The 22,346-nt window shown below is 33.8% G+C and carries 16 protein-coding genes; 1 reads left to right on the top strand and 15 read right to left on the bottom strand.

All coding sequences use genetic code 11. The features are described 5' to 3' along the window. Positions 1–161 precede the first annotated feature (161 nt). From EJN67_RS11200 to EJN67_RS11185, 4 genes are all read right to left on the bottom strand, one after another. Positions 162–1,112: an ABC transporter substrate-binding protein gene (locus tag EJN67_RS11200; protein ID WP_129724396.1), complete on the bottom strand. Its 951-nt coding sequence runs from the start codon at positions 1,110–1,112 to the stop codon at positions 162–164. A 389-nt stretch (positions 1,113–1,501) separates the two neighbouring features. Then, positions 1,502–2,500: an SGNH/GDSL hydrolase family protein gene (locus EJN67_RS11195; RefSeq protein ID WP_165000847.1), complete on the bottom strand. Its 999-nt coding sequence runs from the start codon at positions 2,498–2,500 to the stop codon at positions 1,502–1,504. Positions 2,501–2,547: 47 nt separating this feature from the next. Then, positions 2,548–3,036 carry a glycosyl hydrolase-related protein gene (locus EJN67_RS11190; RefSeq protein WP_129724394.1) on the bottom strand — a complete coding sequence of 163 codons (489 nt, stop codon included), beginning with the start codon at positions 3,034–3,036 and terminating at the stop codon, positions 2,548–2,550. Between the two features lie 26 nt (positions 3,037–3,062). Further along, complete coding sequence (locus EJN67_RS11185; RefSeq protein ID WP_129724393.1) at positions 3,063–5,006, bottom strand: glycoside hydrolase family 38 N-terminal domain-containing protein; 1,944 nt, start codon at positions 5,004–5,006, stop codon at positions 3,063–3,065. Positions 5,007–5,222: 216 nt separating this feature from the next. Between EJN67_RS11185 and EJN67_RS11180 the strand changes: the two genes are divergently transcribed. After that, positions 5,223–6,116 carry a helix-turn-helix domain-containing protein gene (locus tag EJN67_RS11180; RefSeq protein WP_129724392.1) on the top strand — a complete coding sequence of 298 codons (894 nt, stop codon included), beginning with the start codon at positions 5,223–5,225 and terminating at the stop codon, positions 6,114–6,116. A gap of 91 nt (positions 6,117–6,207) precedes the next feature. On the opposite strand, the gene EJN67_RS11175 is transcribed toward EJN67_RS11180, so the two are convergent. The 11 genes from EJN67_RS11175 to EJN67_RS11125 form a co-directional block, all read right to left on the bottom strand. Next, positions 6,208–7,959 carry a glycoside hydrolase family 2 protein gene (locus EJN67_RS11175; protein WP_129724391.1) on the bottom strand — a complete coding sequence of 584 codons (1,752 nt, stop codon included), beginning with the start codon at positions 7,957–7,959 and terminating at the stop codon, positions 6,208–6,210. A gap of 38 nt (positions 7,960–7,997) precedes the next feature. Next, positions 7,998–8,963 carry a sugar-binding transcriptional regulator gene (locus tag EJN67_RS11170; RefSeq protein ID WP_129724390.1) on the bottom strand — a complete coding sequence of 322 codons (966 nt, stop codon included), beginning with the start codon at positions 8,961–8,963 and terminating at the stop codon, positions 7,998–8,000. A 20-nt stretch (positions 8,964–8,983) separates the two neighbouring features. Then, the gene (locus EJN67_RS11165; RefSeq protein WP_165000846.1) at positions 8,984–9,808 is read right to left on the bottom strand and encodes a glycerophosphodiester phosphodiesterase; all 825 of its coding nucleotides are present in this window, start codon (positions 9,806–9,808) and stop codon (positions 8,984–8,986) included. A gap of 28 nt (positions 9,809–9,836) precedes the next feature. Then, positions 9,837–11,198, bottom strand: a complete 1,362-nt coding sequence (locus EJN67_RS11160; protein ID WP_129724388.1) for a sn-glycerol-1-phosphate dehydrogenase — start codon at positions 11,196–11,198, stop codon at positions 9,837–9,839. Between the two features lie 145 nt (positions 11,199–11,343). Continuing rightward, complete coding sequence (locus EJN67_RS11155; protein ID WP_165000845.1) at positions 11,344–14,160, bottom strand: family 78 glycoside hydrolase catalytic domain; 2,817 nt, start codon at positions 14,158–14,160, stop codon at positions 11,344–11,346. A gap of 195 nt (positions 14,161–14,355) precedes the next feature. Further along, on the bottom strand, positions 14,356–15,069 hold the full coding sequence (locus EJN67_RS11150) for a histidine phosphatase family protein (protein WP_129724386.1): 714 nt from the start codon (positions 15,067–15,069) through the stop codon (positions 14,356–14,358). A 106-nt stretch (positions 15,070–15,175) separates the two neighbouring features. Continuing rightward, the gene (locus EJN67_RS11145; RefSeq protein WP_165000844.1) at positions 15,176–17,029 is read right to left on the bottom strand and encodes a cache domain-containing sensor histidine kinase; all 1,854 of its coding nucleotides are present in this window, start codon (positions 17,027–17,029) and stop codon (positions 15,176–15,178) included. Then, positions 17,019–18,635, bottom strand: a complete 1,617-nt coding sequence (locus EJN67_RS11140; protein WP_129724384.1) for a response regulator transcription factor — start codon at positions 18,633–18,635, stop codon at positions 17,019–17,021. The genes EJN67_RS11145 and EJN67_RS11140 overlap by 11 nt, the downstream gene beginning before the upstream one ends. Before the next feature lie 254 nt (positions 18,636–18,889). Beyond that, the gene (locus tag EJN67_RS11135; protein ID WP_129724383.1) at positions 18,890–19,723 is read right to left on the bottom strand and encodes a carbohydrate ABC transporter permease; all 834 of its coding nucleotides are present in this window, start codon (positions 19,721–19,723) and stop codon (positions 18,890–18,892) included. Further along, the gene (locus EJN67_RS11130; RefSeq protein WP_129724382.1) at positions 19,723–20,616 is read right to left on the bottom strand and encodes a carbohydrate ABC transporter permease; all 894 of its coding nucleotides are present in this window, start codon (positions 20,614–20,616) and stop codon (positions 19,723–19,725) included. Before EJN67_RS11130 ends, EJN67_RS11135 begins: the two co-directional genes overlap by 1 nt. Before the next feature lie 84 nt (positions 20,617–20,700). Continuing rightward, positions 20,701–22,107, bottom strand: coding sequence for an ABC transporter substrate-binding protein (locus tag EJN67_RS11125; RefSeq protein WP_129724381.1), 1,407 nt, complete (start codon positions 22,105–22,107; stop codon positions 20,701–20,703). Positions 22,108–22,346 lie beyond the last annotated feature (239 nt).

Raw genomic sequence — 22,346 nt, 5'->3', positions numbered from 1 at the left:
CATAGAAGATGTCATCCTTTCGTTAAGTTATTTGTTTATTCGACTAATATTTTAACAGGATGGCATCTTCTTTTCAATTCTATTGGTAATTTATTACTCTAAATCCCTACGGTAATTTTACGCTAACGTGTTCTTAAATGCAATATTTATTTTAGGATTGGTCAATATATTTTTATAGTTTTCAAATCCTGCAAATCTTGCATCAAAGATATTCCAATTTGTATCTCCTCCATCATCCAAGTCGCATTACAAGTCATACCTGCTGTTCCATCTACAATAGCCTTTTGTTGTCCCTCATAGTTATCTGACAACCAATTTTCTTGAATATATCCCTTATCCTTTAACTCTTTTAATTTAGCATAGGAATCCTTTAGCTTATCATAATCAACTATACTTGTCTTATTTGTCATTAAATCAATATATTCCTTCGAAATATCCTTGCCCTTATATTCCCTCTGAAGGCCTGCTATATTAAATATCTGCACAGTCCAACTATCCTTACCTGCTACATAAAACGGTACTTTACCTGCTGCCTTTATCTTTTCACAAGCGGATAAAAACTCATCCCAATCAGTAGGGATCTCAATATCTAAGTCAGAAAACACCTTTTTGTTATAGAATATTCCTGGAAAGTTTGTCCCTCCTAGCGGCATAGCAAGTATCTTCTCATTATATCCATAATTGGATTTTAAAATTTTATCATCATAATTTTTAGTCCAATCTTGATCTGTTAAATCAATTACCTTGTCTATACAATGCAGATCAGGATCTATCCCCTGTAAACCATTAGTACAGAGTATATCAGGTAAGTCTCCTGCTGCTGCCCTAGTTTGTAATATCTGTGTACCCTGCTCTCCTTCGGCAATTTTGTCAAAATCAAGTTTGTAACCAAGCTCTTCTGTCCTCTCATTTATGTCCTTTTCAACAGCTTGCCATCCTTTACCATACCAAGACGCATGCATTGTAATTTTTAATGTCTTAACTTCTTTACTATTATCTTGCTTATCTACCTTGTCCCCCTTTTCTTTGGATTGGTTACCACATCCAACAAGTGAGGAAAATAACATTGTGCAAATTAAAATACTTAAAACAATCTTTAATCCTTTTTTCATAGATATCCCCCTTAAGTTTTATTTTTTATTTATATAAACATTGATTTACAGCTTCAATTGATAATAATCTTTTTTTACATAGCAATACTAAACAGAAGCAATAAATCTATGATTTATATTTATAACTGCACTTAACATCGACTATGCTTATAGTTTACAAAAATATTTATGTTTTATCATTGGTATATTCTATTATGTTATTGGGGTTTTTTATTGTATTGCCTTCAGACCATTTATTTTACTATTTAGAGATATATGAATGAGTTCCAATGCCTAAAATTTTAGGCATTGGAACTGTAATAACAACCACTCTTATATCTGAAATAGGTGGATTGATAATGATAACGTTCTAGCTAAACACGCTGGTCTTTACTGTTTAATCGCAATTTTTAAAAAAATATGGACTTAATAGTCAAGAAATAAATCCAATGTCCAAAATCATTGGGATGATTGATATTATTACCTAATAGATCCTCACTTTTCTTCCGTTTTAAGACATTTGACCATATTTGTGTTACATTTGCAAATTTACAATCATAAATATCTGCCAATTCATCTAATACTTCTGCATATTTACCTACATTACTTGATGAATTATTCACACTCCATTTCCATAATTGATTAGGCCAGCATGGAGATACAAGCAGAATATCTCGAATTTGCCGTTTTCTCAGAATATTAATCATCTCTTCAATGTTAGAACGATATTCTCTTAGCGGTACATTATTAGTATATGGATTATTTTCATTGCAGCTTGCATCATTCATTCCAAATGCCAAGATGGCTATATCCCCCTTAGTATCATCTCCATTCAAAACCTTCAACCCTTCTCTTGTAGTGTGGCCACCTACAGATCTATTTTCAATGCTTATATGCATATTATCAAAATTACTGTTTAAATAATTTTTCAATCTTCCATAATACGTACGCTCAAAACACGAGGCTTCCAACCCTGTAGAAATACTATCGCCATATATTAAAATCTTTAACGGCTGACGTTTCCTTATTATGTCTTCCGTTTCTACAAAACGGGCCTTCCGACTGCTATTTATATCACCCTCAAAATCGTATACAGCTTCATAATCCGCATATACAAAAAAGTCGTGATTACCATATGATGCATATTCTGTATGATCAAATTCTACTTTATCGTACAAAATATTATTAGCAAAATCCGGAATAGATGAATCTTTTGTCCTGCTTATGGTTCCGTCAATGTATCCTACTATATAGTCTACACCCTCTTTATATATTACACAGTTTTCATCTTCTTCCTTGTACTTACTTCGCAGCTGTAGACTTCCCTTAGTAATTTTCTTTCCTAATAAGGTAGCCGGTTGTTCCCCTATCAATACAGTACTCTCCCCAAGCATTCTTTTATAACACATATCCATCATATCCTTCCGTTATAATCTTTACTTCTTCATAACTATCCCTATAATAGTTCTTCTACAGCATTAATTTCTTGCACTATTCCATCGGAAATAAGATATGTTTTAAATTCATACCCCATTAGCGTATCACAAATTTCCGATTTCATCATGGGAATCTGTAATCTGAACTTTTGCTCATTTTTAAGGGAATTATATAATCGGAAGACATATCCATCACCTGTTTCCGCTTTTTTAACAGCTACAAGCTGAACACTTTTATTATCTAAATCACAAAGTATCTCAGGAATGTTGCCCTCTCCTGAATGGAAGAACGATACCGCCATAGGAGCTTGATGTATCAATGCACTCTCAAACTCAATGTCAGACATTCTCTCATTAAGTTCTGAACAACTTATATAGAACTCAAAATTTCTCTCCCCCTGATCAATACGAGGAGTAAACCTATCCTGGGGAAGAATTTCTCTTTCTTCATATGGATGTGCACAATATGCAGCAGTTCGAATTAAACTAACCTCTAAATCACTGCCCATACTGCTAAATCCATAATTCCCTGTATTTATGCAGCTAAAAGCCTACTGCCATCAGTTAATATAACATATTCCTGAGCAGTCGTCTCATGACCGTTAGTCTCTAGATTATTAATACCAAATGCAGTTTTACCTAAGAATTTAGTATGCTTCATAGTCGTTGGTATCTTAAGTTTTAGCATTTTATTTTTTTCCATAAAGTATGTTTTGATCTTAATACCAATTTGATTAGAGGTTTTATCAAAATAATATCTCACACAGGCTCTTGAATCACCATATCCCAAAAGGGTTTCTATCACCGTGCGAACTTCCCCATCTTCAATGATACGCACAGGGCACATATTTTTCGCCTTTATCTTACTAAACTTTGCCGCTTCTTCTGCTGAGAGTAGTGTAAACTCTCCTAAATATTTATCAAATGCATTTACATTCATACCCCACGGATCTTCATTATCATCATACACTGGAAGTTTTATTCCTTCCTGCAAGCAGGAAAATCCATCTGCTATCATTTCCTCTATTTGTCCAGTATCTGCATTAATTTTTATTGATAGTCTATCATTTTGCAAGACATATTCTTGACCCTCTAACGATAATGAAGTTGATGGCTTTTCTTTTAACCTCTCCAATCTAATGTCAAATCTATTGATACACATTGGTTCTAAATCTGCTAAAAATGCAACCCTCTTTCTCCAATCCAAAGGAATGTTACTATCCTCTTTTTCACATTGGGATTTCAATTTCTGTTCTCCTGAAAAAACAGTGGGTTGCGTAAAAGAAAGCTCATGGTTCTGATCAGCTAACATAAACTCACATTCAACTATTGTTTTTACAGGATAAGGATGAGGATTATAAACCATGATAGGGATTTCACCTTCCTTGGCTTGAATTTGCCCCTGACAAAGTTTAAAAAATGCCTTTGCCTTAATTCTTCTTGTTTCTTCCAACCCATGATCTAATAATTCAATGGCCTGCTGTTCTACTACTTGGATAGTTGTACCGGCTAAAATATCATGAAATTGTGCTAGCATTAAATCCTTGGCCGCCTCATATAATTTATCTGAAGGATAATCTGAAAGATCCTGCCCTGCAACTTGAGACGCCATCTTTTCTGCATATATAAGCTGATTTTCCAATTGTCTATGTTTTTGTTTGATCAATATCTGAGTAGTATAGCAACCTACACTAAAAGGCCATATACTCCTATCTATATGCTCTATTTTATCCTTCGCTAAGCTAACATCCCTTATATATTGTTCAGGAGTTGAATGACAAATTCTATCGTCTTGCTTTATCATCAAAGAAATGTCTTTTAAATCTTTTCTTGAAGGTCCACCACCATGATTCCCAACTCCCCATAATACAAATCCTATATCACTATTTTTAAATTTCTCCATCTGTTGTTGAATCTTTTTTGTAGCTTGTCCTAATGCTGAATTATAACTTTCTGCCCTTGCAACAATTACCTCGCTTCCTGCAAATCCTTCCCAGATAAATGCAAAATCTTCCGTTGGAAAAATTTCATTATTCGGTCTTGTAATCAAATAACTGTCATAACCACACTTACCCAAAATTTGTACTAATCCCTTTGTATGTCCAAAGGAATCAAAATTGACAGCTGTAGTAGGTCTAACCCCAAACTTCTCTTTAAAATATTCTATTCCATATAATGACTGTCTTATAAAAGATTCACCATTTAACATATTACAATCTGGTTGTAGATACCACCCACCCATAATATGCCATTTCCCTGCCTTTACCAAAAGCTTTATGCGTTCAAAAAGTTTTGGTTCATACTCCTCAATCCATTGATAGATCATAGCTTCGTTATGATTAAAAATAAATGTATCGTTCTTTTCACAAAGCTCTGCTGCTACTCGAAAAGTGGACAATACTGCACCTATTCCTTCCTCCCATTCCCATTGCCACATTGGATCAATATGTGCATTACATATTAAATGCATTTTTTCCATATCTATTCGCCCCTTTTTGTTATTTTATAGTAAGATGTCATTCATGTGTAAATAAATGTACATTTCAAAGCAAACATACTCATTAAATCAACTATAGTATTAAAAATTTATTCATATGTGATTCACATTATATATAAATAACTTCAATCTATCTTTGGTATATGTTACAATCTTATTAGGGATTTAAACGATATATCTGAAATTGGAGAGATGAATATGAATAGTCAAACTTATAATACCCTTGAAGGATGTACGATTTTTAGAGAAAGTGAACTTGTTTACATAAATAAATCCACGGAGCTTGAAAAATATTGTGGTATCATGCATAAACATGATTTTATAGAGATTGCCTATGTTATTTCCGGCAATGGTATCCATATTATAGGTGACTATGAATATAAGGTTTCCGAAGGGGATCTTTTTATCATAAATTATGATATGGAACATGGTTTTTTCTCAGACCCAAATAGCAAGAAAGTTCCTATAGTATATAATTGTGCCTTTATGCCTGAATTTCTAGATGTTTCGCTTTTAGAGGCAAAACATTTTGAGAATATTACATCTTCATTTTTGTTTAAATCATTATTTCCTGATGACTACGCCCCTTCACCCGATCTACATCTTAAAGGGGCAGCCTTTAATGAAATTGGTGGCATATTCAGCAAAATGTATTCTGAATATAACCTTAGGCAAAAGGGATATATGGATATAATCAGGGCCTATTTAATTGAGCTTATAATCAAGATATTCAGATATATAGATAATGAAGATAAAAAGCATATATCTCTAAAAAACAAAAAAATAGTAGAGAGTGCAATAGAATACCTAAAAGAAAACTATAATTCTGATATAAAACTCGAAGAGCTTGCTATGAAATCCTTCATAAGTAAAAACTATTTCAGCACACTCTTCAAAGAAACAACCGGCATAAACTTCTCTGATTTCGTCCAAAAACTGAGAATAGATGAAGCATGCAAATTGCTCAAGACAACAGATATGAAAGTCATTGACATAGCCCATGAAGTTGGATTTAATGATATAAAATTTTTCTATGAGGTATTTAAAAGGGTCACCAGTCAGACGCCAGGTAGCTATAGAAATTCACACTAATTTAGCTTTTATATTTGCCAATACCATCAGAAAGGGGATGTTTAGCGGGATAAAACCGTTAAACATCCCCTTCTAGTATTTTTCTAATATTCTATCTTGATAAATTTATTTTGGCTATTTTTTCTACATCGACTTTTGGTTTACGATCTGCGGTCATCAATCCATTGACTTCCTGCATAACATCGGTAAGTTGAGTATAGCAGTACCCCCTAATATAATGCATATCTTTTATAGCAGAGGTAATGCTTGAGTATCGTTCTATAAAGCCTTCCTCATCCTTTACCGTCCCATTATAGCCCCAATTTTCTTCATTTTCACTATCAAATGCTATACCACCATATTCCGTTATCATTATGGGTTGCCCCTCATAACGCTCACCCTGGCAATAAACCATTCTCCCGCCATTAGCCGTACCAGATAGTATAGACTCCTTATCCCCATATTTCTGTTTAAAATCATCTCCCCATGCTCTATAGTCATGAATAGCACAAATATCTCCATCTATCTGTTCCCATCCATCATTGGTGCTTACCAATCGTGTGCCATCCAACGCCTTTGTGAGATAATATAATGATCTTGCAAAATTTTGCTGATTTTTATCTATGAAGATATTTCTCACGCCCCATGATTCATTCAATGGAACCCAAACAACTATCGAAGGATGATTATAATCTCGGCCTATAAATGCACTCCACTCCCGCATAATATTATCTATCTCTAGATTATTAAATTGATAGGCACTTGGCATCTCTCCCCAAACCAATATGCCTAAACGATCAGCCCAATAATAATATCTAGGATCCTCAATTTTTTGATGCTTTCTTGCTCCATTGAAACCCATTTTTTTTATCATTTCAATATCATATCTTATAGCATCATCACTAGGAGGAGTTAAAAGACTTTCAGGCCAATATCCCTGATCTAAAATTAACCTCTGATAATATGGTCTGTTGTTTAATAGAATAATATCATCCTTTACAGAGATTTTTCGCATCCCAAAGTAACTCTTCACCCTATCAACAACCATATCTTCTTTTAATAACTCAAACTCTATATCATATAGATTGGGGGATTCAGGAGTCCAGTAATGTACTTCATCTATATAATCCTCTTCTTTTACATCTAAAGTAACTTTAAAAATTCTGTCGAGAAGGCTTACCTTTAGCTTATTTACCATATTACCCTTATATAACACCTTAATTTTGAGCATCATTGGCTCTGAAAAGCTATCAAGAACTCCCTGTATCATGAGCTGCTTTTTGTCTATATCCGGTGTCATTCTGATTTCATCTATTGATACATCACCTGTAGTCTCTAACCATACTGTCTGCCAAATACCAGAGGTTGGTGTGTACCAGCACCTATCAGGTTTTTCCTTCCAATACTGTTTTCCCCTAGGCTGTATACATTCGTATGGATCCTCTGCCTTCACCACAATGACATTTTTACCTTCATTTATAAATTTACTAATATCTGTTTTGAATGGTACATGCCCTCCTGTATGCTTACATACAAATTGACCATTAACCCATACCTTCGCCCTATAATCAACAGCTCCAAAGTTTAAAAAAATCCTTCTTCCCTTAAAACTATCTGGTATTATAAATTCCCTTTTGTACCAAAGATTTGTATGAAATCCTTGGTCATATATACCACTTAAATGGCTTTGGTAGCAAAATGGTACTGTTATCTTGTGACTAAAATCCTTTCCAATATACCATTTTTCCTGCTCACCAATGTTATGATCATCAAATTCAAAACCCCATTGCCCGTTTAGATTTAACCATTGTTCCCTCTCAAAATCCGGCCTTGGATATTCTGGCCTTGGTATATCTGTGTTCATTATAAACTTCCTCCTGTCTATTAATTATTCATATAAACTTATATGTTATTAAATTCATATATCTTTAGAACTTCCAGACAGGTCTCTTCATCCGTTATTAGCACATTTGGATATCCACCTATTAGCATTGCATATATGCTCCTTGCTTTTCTAACTCCACCTGCCACTCCAATCCTATATTCCTTTTTAACAATATCCTGTAGTTCTATGCCTATGGTTCTTTCGTCAATATCACGATCACATATATTACCATTTATATCTATAACCCTAGAAAACATATCACCCACTGCCCCTTTAGCCAATAACCTATCCACCTCTTCTGGAGTTATATAACCGGCCCTGGGAAGGGTACTATTATGCCCAAAGGGTCCTATTGAAAAGATTGCAATATTTGATCTCTGCCCTAACTTAAGTACAGAATCTATATTTTTATCCTTTACAATTGCCTCTTTGGCCTCAACATTATCTACAACTGCAGGTAAGGGCAGAAAATAGGGGGTACCTCCATATGCAATGGCAAAGTTCTTAGGAATTTCTGTAGCATATATATTCTTCTCTGTCATACTTACCGCTCCACACAGCTGTACAACAGAAATATTATCTACTTCCTCTATGGGATGTAAATTTAAAGAACATGAATATAGTGTAGCCCCCCAGCTCACTCCAATTATATCTCCATCTTGAATGATCGTGTTTAAATAGTTTGATGTGGCCATCGAAAGCTTCTCCAATAAATTAGCATTAGAATTGCCATAGCGGGGAATTACAATAACCTTCTTCAAGCCAAATTTTTCCCTCGTCTCACGCTCTAATTTTGTCTCTGCACCTTTAGGATCATTTATCTTGACTTCAACTATGCCAACTTCCCTTGCCTCGTTTATAAGTTTTGAAATATATGGTCTGGAAAAGCCCAATTCTTCTGCTATCATCTGCTGACTATAATTATGTTCATAATATAACTTTGCTACCCTTACTAATAGATCTATCTTGTTAACATTCTCCATAAACTTTACCACTTCCAATACTATTCATTTGCTCCTATTATATAGCTTATAAATCTTTTAGGATAGTCTACTGCAAACCATCTAATGCCAATATTTAAAAGCTTTTGTATATCCCCCTTCTCAAACTCATATGGTAATACCTCAAGATCAACACCATATTTATCAGTTATATTATAGCAATACTCTAAGTAGGAGGCCTCTATATCATATCTCCAATCGGCAGTTTTCTCCTTTTTATCATTTAGATGCAGTTGGACCTGATCCAATCCCTCAAATCGAGTAGCCAATGCATTGTCAAATTTCTCTTTTATAGATTCCTCACTCCCGCCTATCCAAAGCATAGTCCTTATATTGCTTATCATATTCTTTACGGCTATGCAATTTTGCTGATTATTATGGGCAAATATTATTCTATTATTAATACCATATAAGTCTATAAGCATGGCCAACTTTTCTAAATCTACATCTTTAAAATCCAGATACAAAAGCCGGTCTTCATGGTCTTTCATAAACTTGAATATATCCTCTAGGGCTGGCACCCTCTCGCCAGTATAATCTTCACCATATTTTCTACCAACATCCCACATACTTACCTCTTTATATGTAAGTGATGATGCAGGGACGTTTCTATATTCTTCCGGTATATTATATCCTGTACGGGCTAAATTTTTATCATGGAGACATATTATAATACCATCCCCAGTAGTACGAATATCTGCCTCAGGTATTCCACCTATTTTCCATATATATTTAAAAGCAGCCATGGTATTCTCCGGTACCTCAGTGCATGTACTCTGATGGGCTTGCCAGCGTACTATCTCCCCATTCTCTAGTTTTATAGACATATAATATCTCCCCTCTTTATTATAAACTTTAATAAAGCCCATCCATATATGCAAAATACTTAAGCAATCCCATATCACCTAGCAGCTGTAATATGGTATATTTTTGTCTTAATTCCTTTGCATACAGAATAGCATCTTGCACCATTTCCCTATCGATTCCTACATCCTGTGGCCTTATAGGTATACCTGCTCTTTTTAAAAGCATTTGTATCTTATCTGCATCTGGAAACTCCCGTATAACATGAACTATATCTTCCCAGTTGTCCCTTATTACCATCTGCCTAGACTTCCGATCTTCCACCATATCGTCTATGTTCCCATCATTTAAGCTTAAAATTTCTGGAGCCGCCTTTTTATATACCCTATTAATCTCATTTTTCCACTTATCTCTATCGAGTATTTTAAGATCATCCCCTATATTTTCAAAATCTATATCCATCTCTATAAACTTATTTGCTATATTATTGATTATAAAAGTGGCTATACCTACCTTAATACCATGGGGGATGGCTTTTCTGCCCTCCATAAGGAAACTCAATTCCCAAAAATGGGACATATGATGCTCTGCCCCTGAAGCCGGTCTGGAATTTCCAACAAAGCTCATTGCTATGCCTACTATCATCAAGCCTTCCATTAAATGTCCTACTGCGTCCCCATCTCTTTTAGCAAGTAAATTAACCTCTGCTGCACATCGATTCACAGATAGCTCTATCATATTTTTTACTACATCACAATAGTATTCTCCAATCACTATATTCGCTAATTTCCAATCTCTAAGTGCAGAATATTTTCCTAACATATCGCCAAAACCTGCCAGTATCATATCCATAGGGGCCTTCCTCAATATATCTATGTCTCCTATTATAGCCTTTGGTGGAGTAGACTGAACAGATATTTTCGTATCTTTAAGCATAAGCGCCGAAATGCTAGAAGCATATCCATCCATAGAAGGAGCTGTAGCCACTACTATAGAGGGGATATCTAGCATAAAGCTCATATATTTGGATATATCATTTAACACACCTGAACCCACCGTTAATATTACTTCCATTTTTTTATTGTAGCTAACTAAGAATTCACCTATAGCCACCTCGTCCGGAACTAATTCATATGCCCTTTCATATATCAGCTTTTCAATAGAAAAACCAGCCGATATAAGTATCTTTTCTACTTCCCTTCCCGCTGCATCGTAGGTATTATTATCAGCTACTAAAAACACATTTTTATACCCAAAATTCTTTAAAACCATAGGCAGCTTTTCTATCGCTCCCTCTTCTATTATTAAATTGTCTAATTTAACACTATGTATTTTCCCACATTTGCATTCAAAATCCTTACCTAGAAAATCATTTATACCGAACTTTTGTATATCGTCCACGGTAATTTGCATACATAATAGCCCCCTTAATATTGCTTTAGTATCATTTGTTACTCATACAGTAAAATATGTTACTATGATTGTAGTATATTTTTGCTGAGATGTAAATAGAAAGGGATCATTTTATGATAAAATGATCCCTTTTGTTTTCCTTTTGTCAAATAAAAACCATTTCTATACCTTCTTGAGATATGTACTTAATCTCCTTAGGCCCATGAATTTTAACCCTTAAGATACCATCATGATTTTCCCACCAGATATCAATCCTTCCCTTAGGAGTGGGAACAGAACCCCTAGCCCATTTTAGATCACATGGAACAGGATCAATTAAAACCTCCTCAAATCCAGCCTTCAACGGACGTATACCTAAAATATAGGCCCCGAGAAAATACCCGGGCGCAGCAGACCATCCATGACAATGACTCCTGGTTAGATATTTCTCATGAAACCCAGGGAATGTCTCCCAGCATGTCGTTGCCCCTTCCTTTAGCATACCACTCCATCTATCGCGTATCTCATTTAGCATCCCGCTAATATCTTTTATTTTCATAAGTGCTTCAAAATAAAAGAAATACATAAAAGGACTTCCTATACGAACAAATCCACTAGGAGGGTTGACTAAATATCCTTCAAGTTTCTCCCGCCTCTCTCCTTCAACACAGTCACACAAATACACCATTACATTGGTCTGCATACTGATATTCTTGGACTTTTTACCGTTGTCATATATGCAATCAATATATGCCTGGTCCTCTTCACTCCAAAGATGGAGATTAATAGCCTTCTTTATGTCCATTGCTCTTTGTTTTAACTGATTAGATTTTTTTGTATCCCCAAGTAATTCAGCTATACTACTAACGTTACGAAGCGCTTTTACTAGCTCCGCATTTTGATGTGTAACAATGCCCCTATCTGGAGTTTCCATGGGAGCCCAGTCTAGCATATTCCATGCTTGAAGCTCCAATAGATCCTTATCATTGACACATGCCATAAAAGCCTCAGAAGCCTTTATTAGATCGGGATAGAGCTCCCTTAAAAAATCCATATCCCCAGTATATTCATAATATTCAAAACATGCACTCATCCAGAACAAAGCCCATGCCGTGAGTACACTTTGCCAGCCACTTGGAACCTGGGATTCTGGAAATCGTGACCGTTTTAGCGAATCAGCTACCAAATAGAGGGAACGTTTGGATATGGGGTATGCACCAAATACATAGTAATTTATAAGGCTTTGATTTCTGGCATCCCCTACCCAGTATGTCTGCTCATAGGTAGGACAATCTACAAATGTGTCTTCCATACACATCTTAGTAGTATGTCTTGATATCTCCCAAATTTTATTTAGCTCCCAATCTGAGCTTTCAAAATAACCGGACTGCACAACAGGATAGGTATCCATCAAAGTACATATTCTATAAATTTTAACCGCTTCCCTAACATTTCTAAGCGTTATAAACAGATATCGAAAACCCCGTCGTACTATGGAGCGGTATTTCTGCTTACCATTACATGTAATATAACGAAGCGTACAATTTACACCTTCTGTATACTGTGGTGATGCATCAGGTGAGATATATTCTACCCCATAGAAATCTACCACTACGCCTTCCGGTGCATCCATTTCAAATTCTATATATCCTGAAACTTCCTGCCCAAAATCCAGTATAAACTCTAAATCTCCCATTTCCGGACTTTTGATTATAGTATATTCATCATTTGGAATAATCATATTTTGATCCCTATCCAAAACATTCTCCTCATTTATTACCTCTTTATACACCATGGACATATATACGTTATCTGAGGTAGAATGCTCTTTTGACACTGGATGGATCCAAGACTTAAAATCTATTAAATCATCTACATCTTTTAGATTCTTTAGCTTTAAATAACAGGGATTATCCCATGGTATGGTATTATCACGTACTTCTCCTGCGTTTATAATAGCATTTTTATCGAAAGGTCCAATAGTAATAAATTCATGATCTGGATATAAAGGTGCCTTAAACTCTATTTCTTGTTCCAGTTCCCAGTTTAGATATACAAAAAGCCCATGGTAATGGCCACTGATATCCATGAGGAAAAAATTATCCCCTTCATCTAGCTCTATCTCTACTTCCCTTTGACCTTCTATACAATAGTTGCGACCATTTATGCTAAAATCTCCATATACCGAAAGCCAATTATCCCACGGAAAACGTAATTTACCATTCATCTTTTTTGGAGACATGATTATGCTTGATATGAATCCGCTAAATATCCTGGGATTAGAATCCTGTTCCCCCGGGAAAAAGTTTGGATGGATATCAAATGAAATATTTTTCCCTATTGGAAGTACTTTGGATATCTTTTCTATCCTCTTTGGATATACCTCATCTTCCCTTGGCATGGGTATGTCCCTTGGTTGAAGACCTGTCCATGGTGCCATGCCATATTCTCCAATCTGGATTGCATCTTCCCATGAGCTATCATCAAACTCAGGGAACTGCCATCTATCAACTGCATTTCCTGCATCATATACTTCAGCCCAGCCTTGCTGGCAATTAATCCGCATCGAATTACGCCTATAGCCTGTATGTGCATGAGTCTTCCAGCTGCTATCCGTTTTAATAAGCCTCTCTTTTCCACCTTCAACAAGTCTTGCTTGTGCCAATAGGCCGCCCCTACCTTCAATATATTGAAAATTAGAAACCCCAAAGTGCATTACCAACACTGCTATAACATTTTTCCCCCTATGCAGCAAATTGGCAATATCATATGTATCATAAGACTGCCTAAATGGCCAGCTCCTCACTGGTCCCCTTCCAATATGATGCCCATTCACATATAGAACATATCTACTGTCTGCGCATATAGCTAAATCCGCTCGTGTTACATATTCATCAATATTGATATTCTTTCTAAAACATACATAATAATTCCGGGGATGCGGTCCACTATTATCCCAAATCCATTTTGCTTCCCATTTCAAATTCATCTGCCTCCTACATACAAAACTTTTATATTTTAATTCAAAATAAACCGATTGCCGTTTCTGAACAGTTAATATAAAACAAAGTAAGATTATCTGTATTGTCATACAGATAATCTTACTATATCTAAATAGGTGCCATCTTGCTTTGGTATATATTACAATATTATTAGGCTTTTTAAACAATTATTTTATTCAATCAAAGTTCTCCAGTATACCCCTTGGCCTTACGGGCAATCCTGCTTCATATAGATGGGAAACATCCCCTAGCCCGATACATCGGGGAACTGCCCATTCTTTGGAGCGCTCATCGAATAATATGGTAGTAACGGAACTTGGCGGGAGCCAGAATCCTGACCATATGAGGGGCAATGGTATGCTTAGTAAATGTCCTATCCAGGTCAGTCCAAAACCTCCATGGCAAAACACTGCAACCCTGTCCCTATTCGGTTTATAACAGGCATATTTGCCACCCTTGCGTACATATCCCTGTCTTCGTAAAAACTCATCTGAATTTTCACTTATCATTTTCAAAGTATCTTCAATTTCATTATCCTTTTCCTTCAGATATGGAATGTTAGTCCACATATCGTATGATGGAACAATGCCATCCTTTCGAATGACTTCACCTGGAATATCCCATGCTGCTATTGTACCCCATGGTGTATCATCCATCTTAAGCCTATCCCATATCTCTTCAGTCCATTCTTCGATATTGTAATCAAGACCAATAAGCTCCTTGGTATATTTCATAGTATCAAGGGCCCGCCCCATGGGGGATGAATATATCTTGTTTATACCTTCTTTTTTAAGTCGCTTTGCAAGGGCCTTGGCCTCTAAGTGGCCGGCGGGAGTAATGGTATTATGTTCATAATCTGGATCTGCATGACGAATTATATATAGTCTCATATGTAATCTCCTTTCCCATATGTCTCCCTTATTATATAATACCGAAGAATGGGTTGCAAACTAGTCATAATTTTGCTGAAAATTTCACATCAAATTTTCACAGTCTTTAATCTAAAAAGCTCTCTATCTTTATATCTTCCTTATTTTTTATTATAGGTAATTTTATATATACTTTTGTGCCAACATTTTTCTCGCTCTCTATTTTTATTCCATAATTGTCACCAAAGTATAATTTAATTCTATCGTTAACATTTTTTACCCCCATATGTTCACTGTCCTTATCATAATCACCTTTTGTTAATGCAAAGTTAATCTTATCTAGCATTTCTTGAGCTATCCCTACACCATTATCCTCAACTAAAACAAACAGGTATCCATTGTGGAGATATACCTTTAGTTTTACATAGCCTCCTTCTATTTTTTTCTCGATGCCATGAGATATTGCATTCTCTACAATAGGCTGCAATATAAATCTTATAGTATATAAATCTAGTGTCTGAGGATCTATCTGCTCAATATAGTGAAATTTTTCCCCATATCTCATTTTTTGAATCTCTATGTATAATTCTACATGCTTTATCTCGTGGCCTAGTAATACTATATTCCCACTTTTTTTGGTATTTAGCTTAAATAATTCCCCTAATGTACCTATCATATCTGATATTTCCTCTTGACCTTGTATTACAGCCTTCATCTGTATGGATTGTAATGTGTTATATAGAAAATGGGGATTTATCTGCTTTTGGAGTGCCTCCAGCTCTGCTTGTTTTTGTTTTACCTTCAACTGATTTGTCCTCTTTATCAAAGTTTGTAATCCATCCACCATATTTTTGAATCCCAATATCAATTTTTTTATTTCATCATCATATGCATAGTTTTTACATTTTAGTTCAAAATCAAAATCTCCTTTCTCTACACACTCTACTGCATTACTCAATTCAATTATGGGTTGGGACCATTTTTCTGCTATATTCGCTACTGTAATAAATACCAATACTACTACAAATATAGCTATTATTATGATAAACTTTGCTATTATAACAGATGATTTAATAAGTTCCTTATATGTAGTGTACATTATCACATTCCATCCAGTATATGGAGAAGATACATATGTCATATAAGATTTTTCTCCCCCTATATTTCCTATTAAATCCCCACTTGAATACTTTAAAATATTTTTTAAGAATCTATCTTCTATATCCAATTTTTCAGATAGTGCAAAATCAGCCGAACTATATACTACCTTCCCTTCATCATCAATTATTATATAATTTCTATTATCTGGTTGTTCAATAAAATTAACATTTTTGCATATTTCCCGAAACTTGTTCAAATTCAAATCTATAAGCAACACTCCAAGAGGTTTATCATCATTAAATTCCTTTATAACCCTTGCAAAAGAAATAACCTTCTCCTCTCCATTTTTGCGTTGGAATGGAGTATGTGTTGAAAACAGTGCCATAGCCCCTCCATTATCCACTGTTTCCCTATACCATGAATCATTTTTAAATACATTGATATAGTTATAGTCTACAGCTGCATAGTCACAATATTTAGAAAAAATTTTATAATCGGTGAATATATATATTCCAGATATACCCTCAACAATCATATTCATATTGCTCATAAACTGCTCAATTTCATTATTTTTTCTAAGACGTTGCATTTTAGTATCGCTTTTATCATATTTTAGTGCATCTTTTACCCGTTCATCCCTCAGAGCCATTTTAGTTATTAACTCCGTTTGATAAAGATACTGGTCTATGTTTTGAGAGATTTGTCTAAGCATGATCATAGATGAAGTTCTAAATTCGTTCTTTGCTTGTGTAGAAGTAAATACATAGCTAAAACAGCCTATAAGTGCCATAGGTACTATGGCTATAAGTATCATAATAATAAACAACCTTTTGCGTATACTAAATTTAAATAGATGAGAGTTAATAGTATTAAAGCACATCAGCATTATACCTCCCAACCTTTTTAAACTCTGTAGGCGTCATCCCAGTGACCTTTTTAAAGTTTTCCTTAAATTGCTTATAACTCTTATATCCAACTTTCTCTGCTATATCACCTATCTTCATATCTTGGTTTAACAATAGCTGTTTTGAATAATTAATTCTAATTTCAGATGTAAATACAGAATAGTTTTTATTAAGTTCTTGCTTAAAAAGTCTGCTAAGATAACTAGGATTATAATAAAATTCTTCAGCAAGTCTGGTCAAACTAATATCTTTATCGATATTTTGGATTACATATTTCTCAATTTCTTTAAAAATTTTTTTAGGCTGTTTATCTTTAGTCTCCTTATAATTTTCACTTAAGTTTATAATAAAATCTGTTAACCATATAAATATTTCATCCAAATTTTTAAATTTACCTATAAACTCCATAGAAAAAAGGTTTGTACTATATGCATCTTTTAAGCACACTTCCTTTTCATACAGATATTTCACAGAAGTATTTATAATATCACAAAAAGTGGAGTATATTTCACATGGTTCCAAACATCTGTTCTTTTGCAGCTGATTCTTTGTTTCCATCATTAGTTTGTATATTTTTTCATGATTGTTGGTTTCAATATAATAAATCAATCTACTTTTAGCATCTCTAGATATAAACAAAAGACTTTTGTCGTAATTTTTATACTGTTCCGCCCAAAAAACATCAATATCTTTTTGAACCCATCTATAATATAACACCTCATTTGCCTGTTCAAAAGAATAAGTAATATCTTGTGGATTATCCACCAAAGTTCCAATGCCTATTTTTATTTGAAAGTCTATCTTTTTAACTAAATCGTCTATAAGTTCTTTCAGATTATAATTTATATTCCCTGGATCATCTTTTGAAAAAGCAATAAGTATATATATCATGGAATATAAAAAACAGAAAGTTATCTTTTCAATTTTATCTTTATACTCATATTTTTTGTCTTTTAATATATTTTTTATAGTATCTGCTCTATAATCTCTTTGCAAGATATCTTCTTCATATTTTATAACTATACCAGAATAATAATTAGAAGCATGTATACCTAGTTCATTTAAACTATTTTTTTGTAATTCCAGTTTACTACCATTTTTTATGATGTTAAGTAGTGTCTTTTCATTTATAAGTTCGCTATGTTCTTCTGCTTTTTGGCTAATAATTAGTTCTTCCTTTTGTTCCTCCTTTATCTTGTCCAATGCATCTATACAATCTTCTATTACTTTTATTAACTCTTTTTTCCTCAATGGCTTTAAAATATAATAAAAAGCCCCCAAACTTATTGCTTCCTTTGCATAGTCAAATTCATCATAACCACTCAAAATGATGAAAAATGTATTAGGAAGTACGTTTTTTAAACGTCTAATTAATTCAAGACCTGTGATATCTGGCATCCTTATGTCAGTAATAATAATATCAGGATGCAGTAATCTCGCACATTTAATAGCCTCATTACCACTTTCTGCTTGGGCACATATTCTTATATTAAAATCCTCCCATTTTAAAAAATTACATAATCCTTCGAGAATCAATGGTTCATCATCAACTATCAGCATCTTATAAAAATTCTCTTCCATACTAAGATCTCCCCTCTGTAAGATCACAAGATCTTATATTATACATATACTGACTATATAATGATTATAGCATTAACAACCAAAAAAATGAATAAATCTAAGATTTAGACAAATAAAAATACCCTGCTTTATGAATTAGCAACCTAAAATAATTTCATGAAACAGAGTATTAAAAACAATTTACATTAATATACATAACTATATATTTTCTAAAATCATACTTCAAAATGAACTTACTACCCATTGCACATTTTTTAACCCTTTACTGCACCTATCGTAATACCCCTGGTAAAATATTTTTGAAACATAAAAAATATGATTAACATAGGTATAGCACCTACTGCAGCACCTGCCATCTTATATGCAAAATTAGGATTTAAATCTTCCATTAAACTTGCCACACCTACCATCAATGTTTTCATATCTTTAGTATTGGCTATTATTAGCTGCCATAAATAATCATTCCAAACCTGTACAAACATAAGTATGAAAAGGGCACCTATACCAGGTTTACCAATAGGAATAATTATCTTTCTATAAATTGTCCATTCACTACAACCATCTATTTTAGCCGATTCCCTTATAGAATTTGGTATAGTTTCAAAAAAACCTTTAAGCAAAAACACTCCAAACGAAAGGGCCACATTAGGAAATATCATAGCTTTATACGTGTCCATCCAATCAAATGCCTGAATAATTTTAAACAATGGTACAATAAGTACTTCTTTTGGTATCATCAATGAAGCCACCAATATATAAAAAATAGTCTTTCTACCTTTAAATTCAAGTTTTGCAAAGGCATATGCAGCCATAGAGCTTATTAAAACCACCAATAAGGTAGTAACTAAGGCAACAAATATACTATTAAAAGTCCATCTCATAGCTGGTTGATTTTTAAATAAATCAATATAATTTTGAACAGTTGGTTTTTTAGGAAACCAATCTGGGGGCATTTTCACCACATCACTAGAATTTTTAAACGAACTTGTAAACAGCCAATAAAGAGGAAATAAATTAACTACAGCGAATAGTACTATAATTATATTTGCAATCAAATCTCCATTCCCTATCTTTTCCCTTTTGCTCATTATATTCCCTCCTGTTCTTCCCTTTTTAGTACTTTAAATTGTATAACAGATAGTACTAAGGCAATTAAAAACATTATAACTCCTATGGCTGATGCCTCCCCTATTTGATTAAAACTAAAAGCCTTTAAATACAAATAATACATCATGGTTACAGAGGCGTAATTTGGACCTCCTGAAGTCAATAGCTGAATAACTATAAATATTTTTAGTACCGCAATTATATTCATAATTAGCACATACAATGTTGTTGGCCGAACAAGTGGCACGAGTATATGAATAATTTTTTGCCATCTTGTTGCTCCATCTATTTCAGCCGCTTCTAAAAATTCATTAGATACACCCATCATAGCGGCTATATACAATATAATCGCTTGCCCCACATTTGTGGTGAAAGTTACAAATATAACAACAGGCATAACCGCATTTTTATTTCCTAAAAAATTTATACGATTACCGCCTAAAGCAGTAATTATATAGTTTATAAGTCCATTTGCCGGGTTGAGTAAAAAATTCCATATCATACTCATTACTACCATTGATACCATCACAGGGATATAATAACATCCTCTTATAAAGGAGATGTATTTAGTATTTTTATCAAATAGTGCTGCAGCCACAAAAATACCGAATATAACGGTGAGTGCAACAATAAAACCTATAAAAATTAGTGTATTATAAATGGATTTTATAAAATTAGGATCTGAGAAGAGACTTTTATAATTTTCAAAGCCTATAAATTTTTCACTGATATAGTCTACTTTATATAAACTCATTCTAAATCCTTCAAATATGGGATAGATCATAAATACAAAAAACAATATCATTTGAGGCAATATAAATAAATATCCATCTTTTTGTTTTACAAAATTTTTTTTGAATTTAGCATACTCCATGTATTCTTGTCCTCCCGCCTTTGTTATAAAAGTGATAACTTAAGATGGGATGATCAGACAATAGATTATCCCATCTTAAAATAACTACTTAATTATTACAGAATCCTTTTTTGCCTTCTTTAGAACTTCGTTTCCTTTTTTTGCATAATCATCTAAAGCCTGCTTTGGATCCTTTGAACCAGTAAAAGCTGCTTGTAATTCAGGATAAAGTACTTCTCTTAATTCTTGATATCCTGGAACTCCACCAGAGAAATTAAACATATATTTTGCATTTTCCTGGTATGCTTCCCATTTAGGATTTTCTTTTTTTAACTCATCTATTACAGATTTTCTAACTGGAACAGCATTTTTAGAGGCGTCTATATATGGCTTTTGGGATGAAAAAGTCTTTACAAAATCTTTTGCCGTTTCTATCCTATCCTTATCCTTTGTATCAAACACACATGCACCCACTACATATGTAAATGTCAAAGGATCCTTGGCACCAGGCATGTTAGCCAATCTCATATCAAACTTCTCTATCTTATTGTTTTCCATATCTTTTTGGATGTTGTTAAACAATATGCTATTTGTAAAACATATTGCAATTTGTCTATTCTGGAACATTCCTAAACAATCGTTTGAACTGGTGGACTCTGCTCCTGGATTGGTTAAACCTGCGTCATATAATTCCTTCAAGAAATTCAAAGCCTTAACACCATCTTCATCATTTACTACAATGTTTTGGTTATCATCAAAAAATGGAGAACCATACATTCTTAAAAAACCTAAATTCCAGCTATCACCTTGATTATTGGCTGCAAACAATGATAAAGGATAAACATCAGGTACTTTTGCTTTGAGCGTTTCCAATATTTCTTTAAATTCATCCACATTCCATGTAGCAATTTCATTTTCCCCAGCTATATATTTATCAAGCCCGGCTTGTTTAAACATATCTGCATTATATGCCAGTGTACAAGGATTGTTATTAAATGGATAAAAAAATATATTATCAACAATCCTGCAATTTTCCCATATTCCTTCTGGAATATCCTTTTTATCTTCCTTATCTACTATATCATCAAGCGAAACTAGCGCACCCCTATGAGCAAAATCAGTCAATACAAATATAGAATCAAAGAAAATATCCGGTGGTGTTCCAGACTGTAAATTAACATTTAGCTTTTCCGTCCTTTGATCACCACTTATAACTTGGACATCTGTTTCGACATTTGAATGTTCTTTATTATACTCTTGCGCAACAAAGTTAAAAAAGCTTTCATATCCTGCTCCCTCTTCTGAAGCATCATACACACCTTTCCACTGCGGAGTTAACCAAACTTGTAGCTTAACAGATTTCACTTTGCCACTTTTTTCAGTATTCGAGGAATCTTCTTTTGGCATTTCATCTTTTTTAGATACATCTTTCTTTTCACCACACCCTACCAAAGATATAGATAATACTAAAGCCAAAACCAAGGCATACACAATGCTCTTTTTTAGTTTCATATAGTATCCCCTCCCACTATAGTCATAAATTTATATAGTGTACAAATATTCCTATCTCATCACATAGATATCCCTCCAATCTTCACTAAAAGCATCATAAAGTAAAACTTCATATACTATTTTCGAAATCTCATCTTACACTAATATATTGTAGTAAATATATAGACAGATTTAAATGCTATTTTCTTACCTATTTTCAATAAAAGAGGCTATATCTTTACATTATGATTTTTAATAAA

This window comes from Xylanivirga thermophila, from assembly GCF_004138105.1.
Classification (GTDB): Bacteria; Bacillota; Clostridia; order Caldicoprobacterales; family Xylanivirgaceae; genus Xylanivirga; species Xylanivirga thermophila.
The sequence above is the reverse complement of the archived record's forward strand: the minus strand, read 5'-3'. Positions and strand labels throughout refer to the sequence as shown.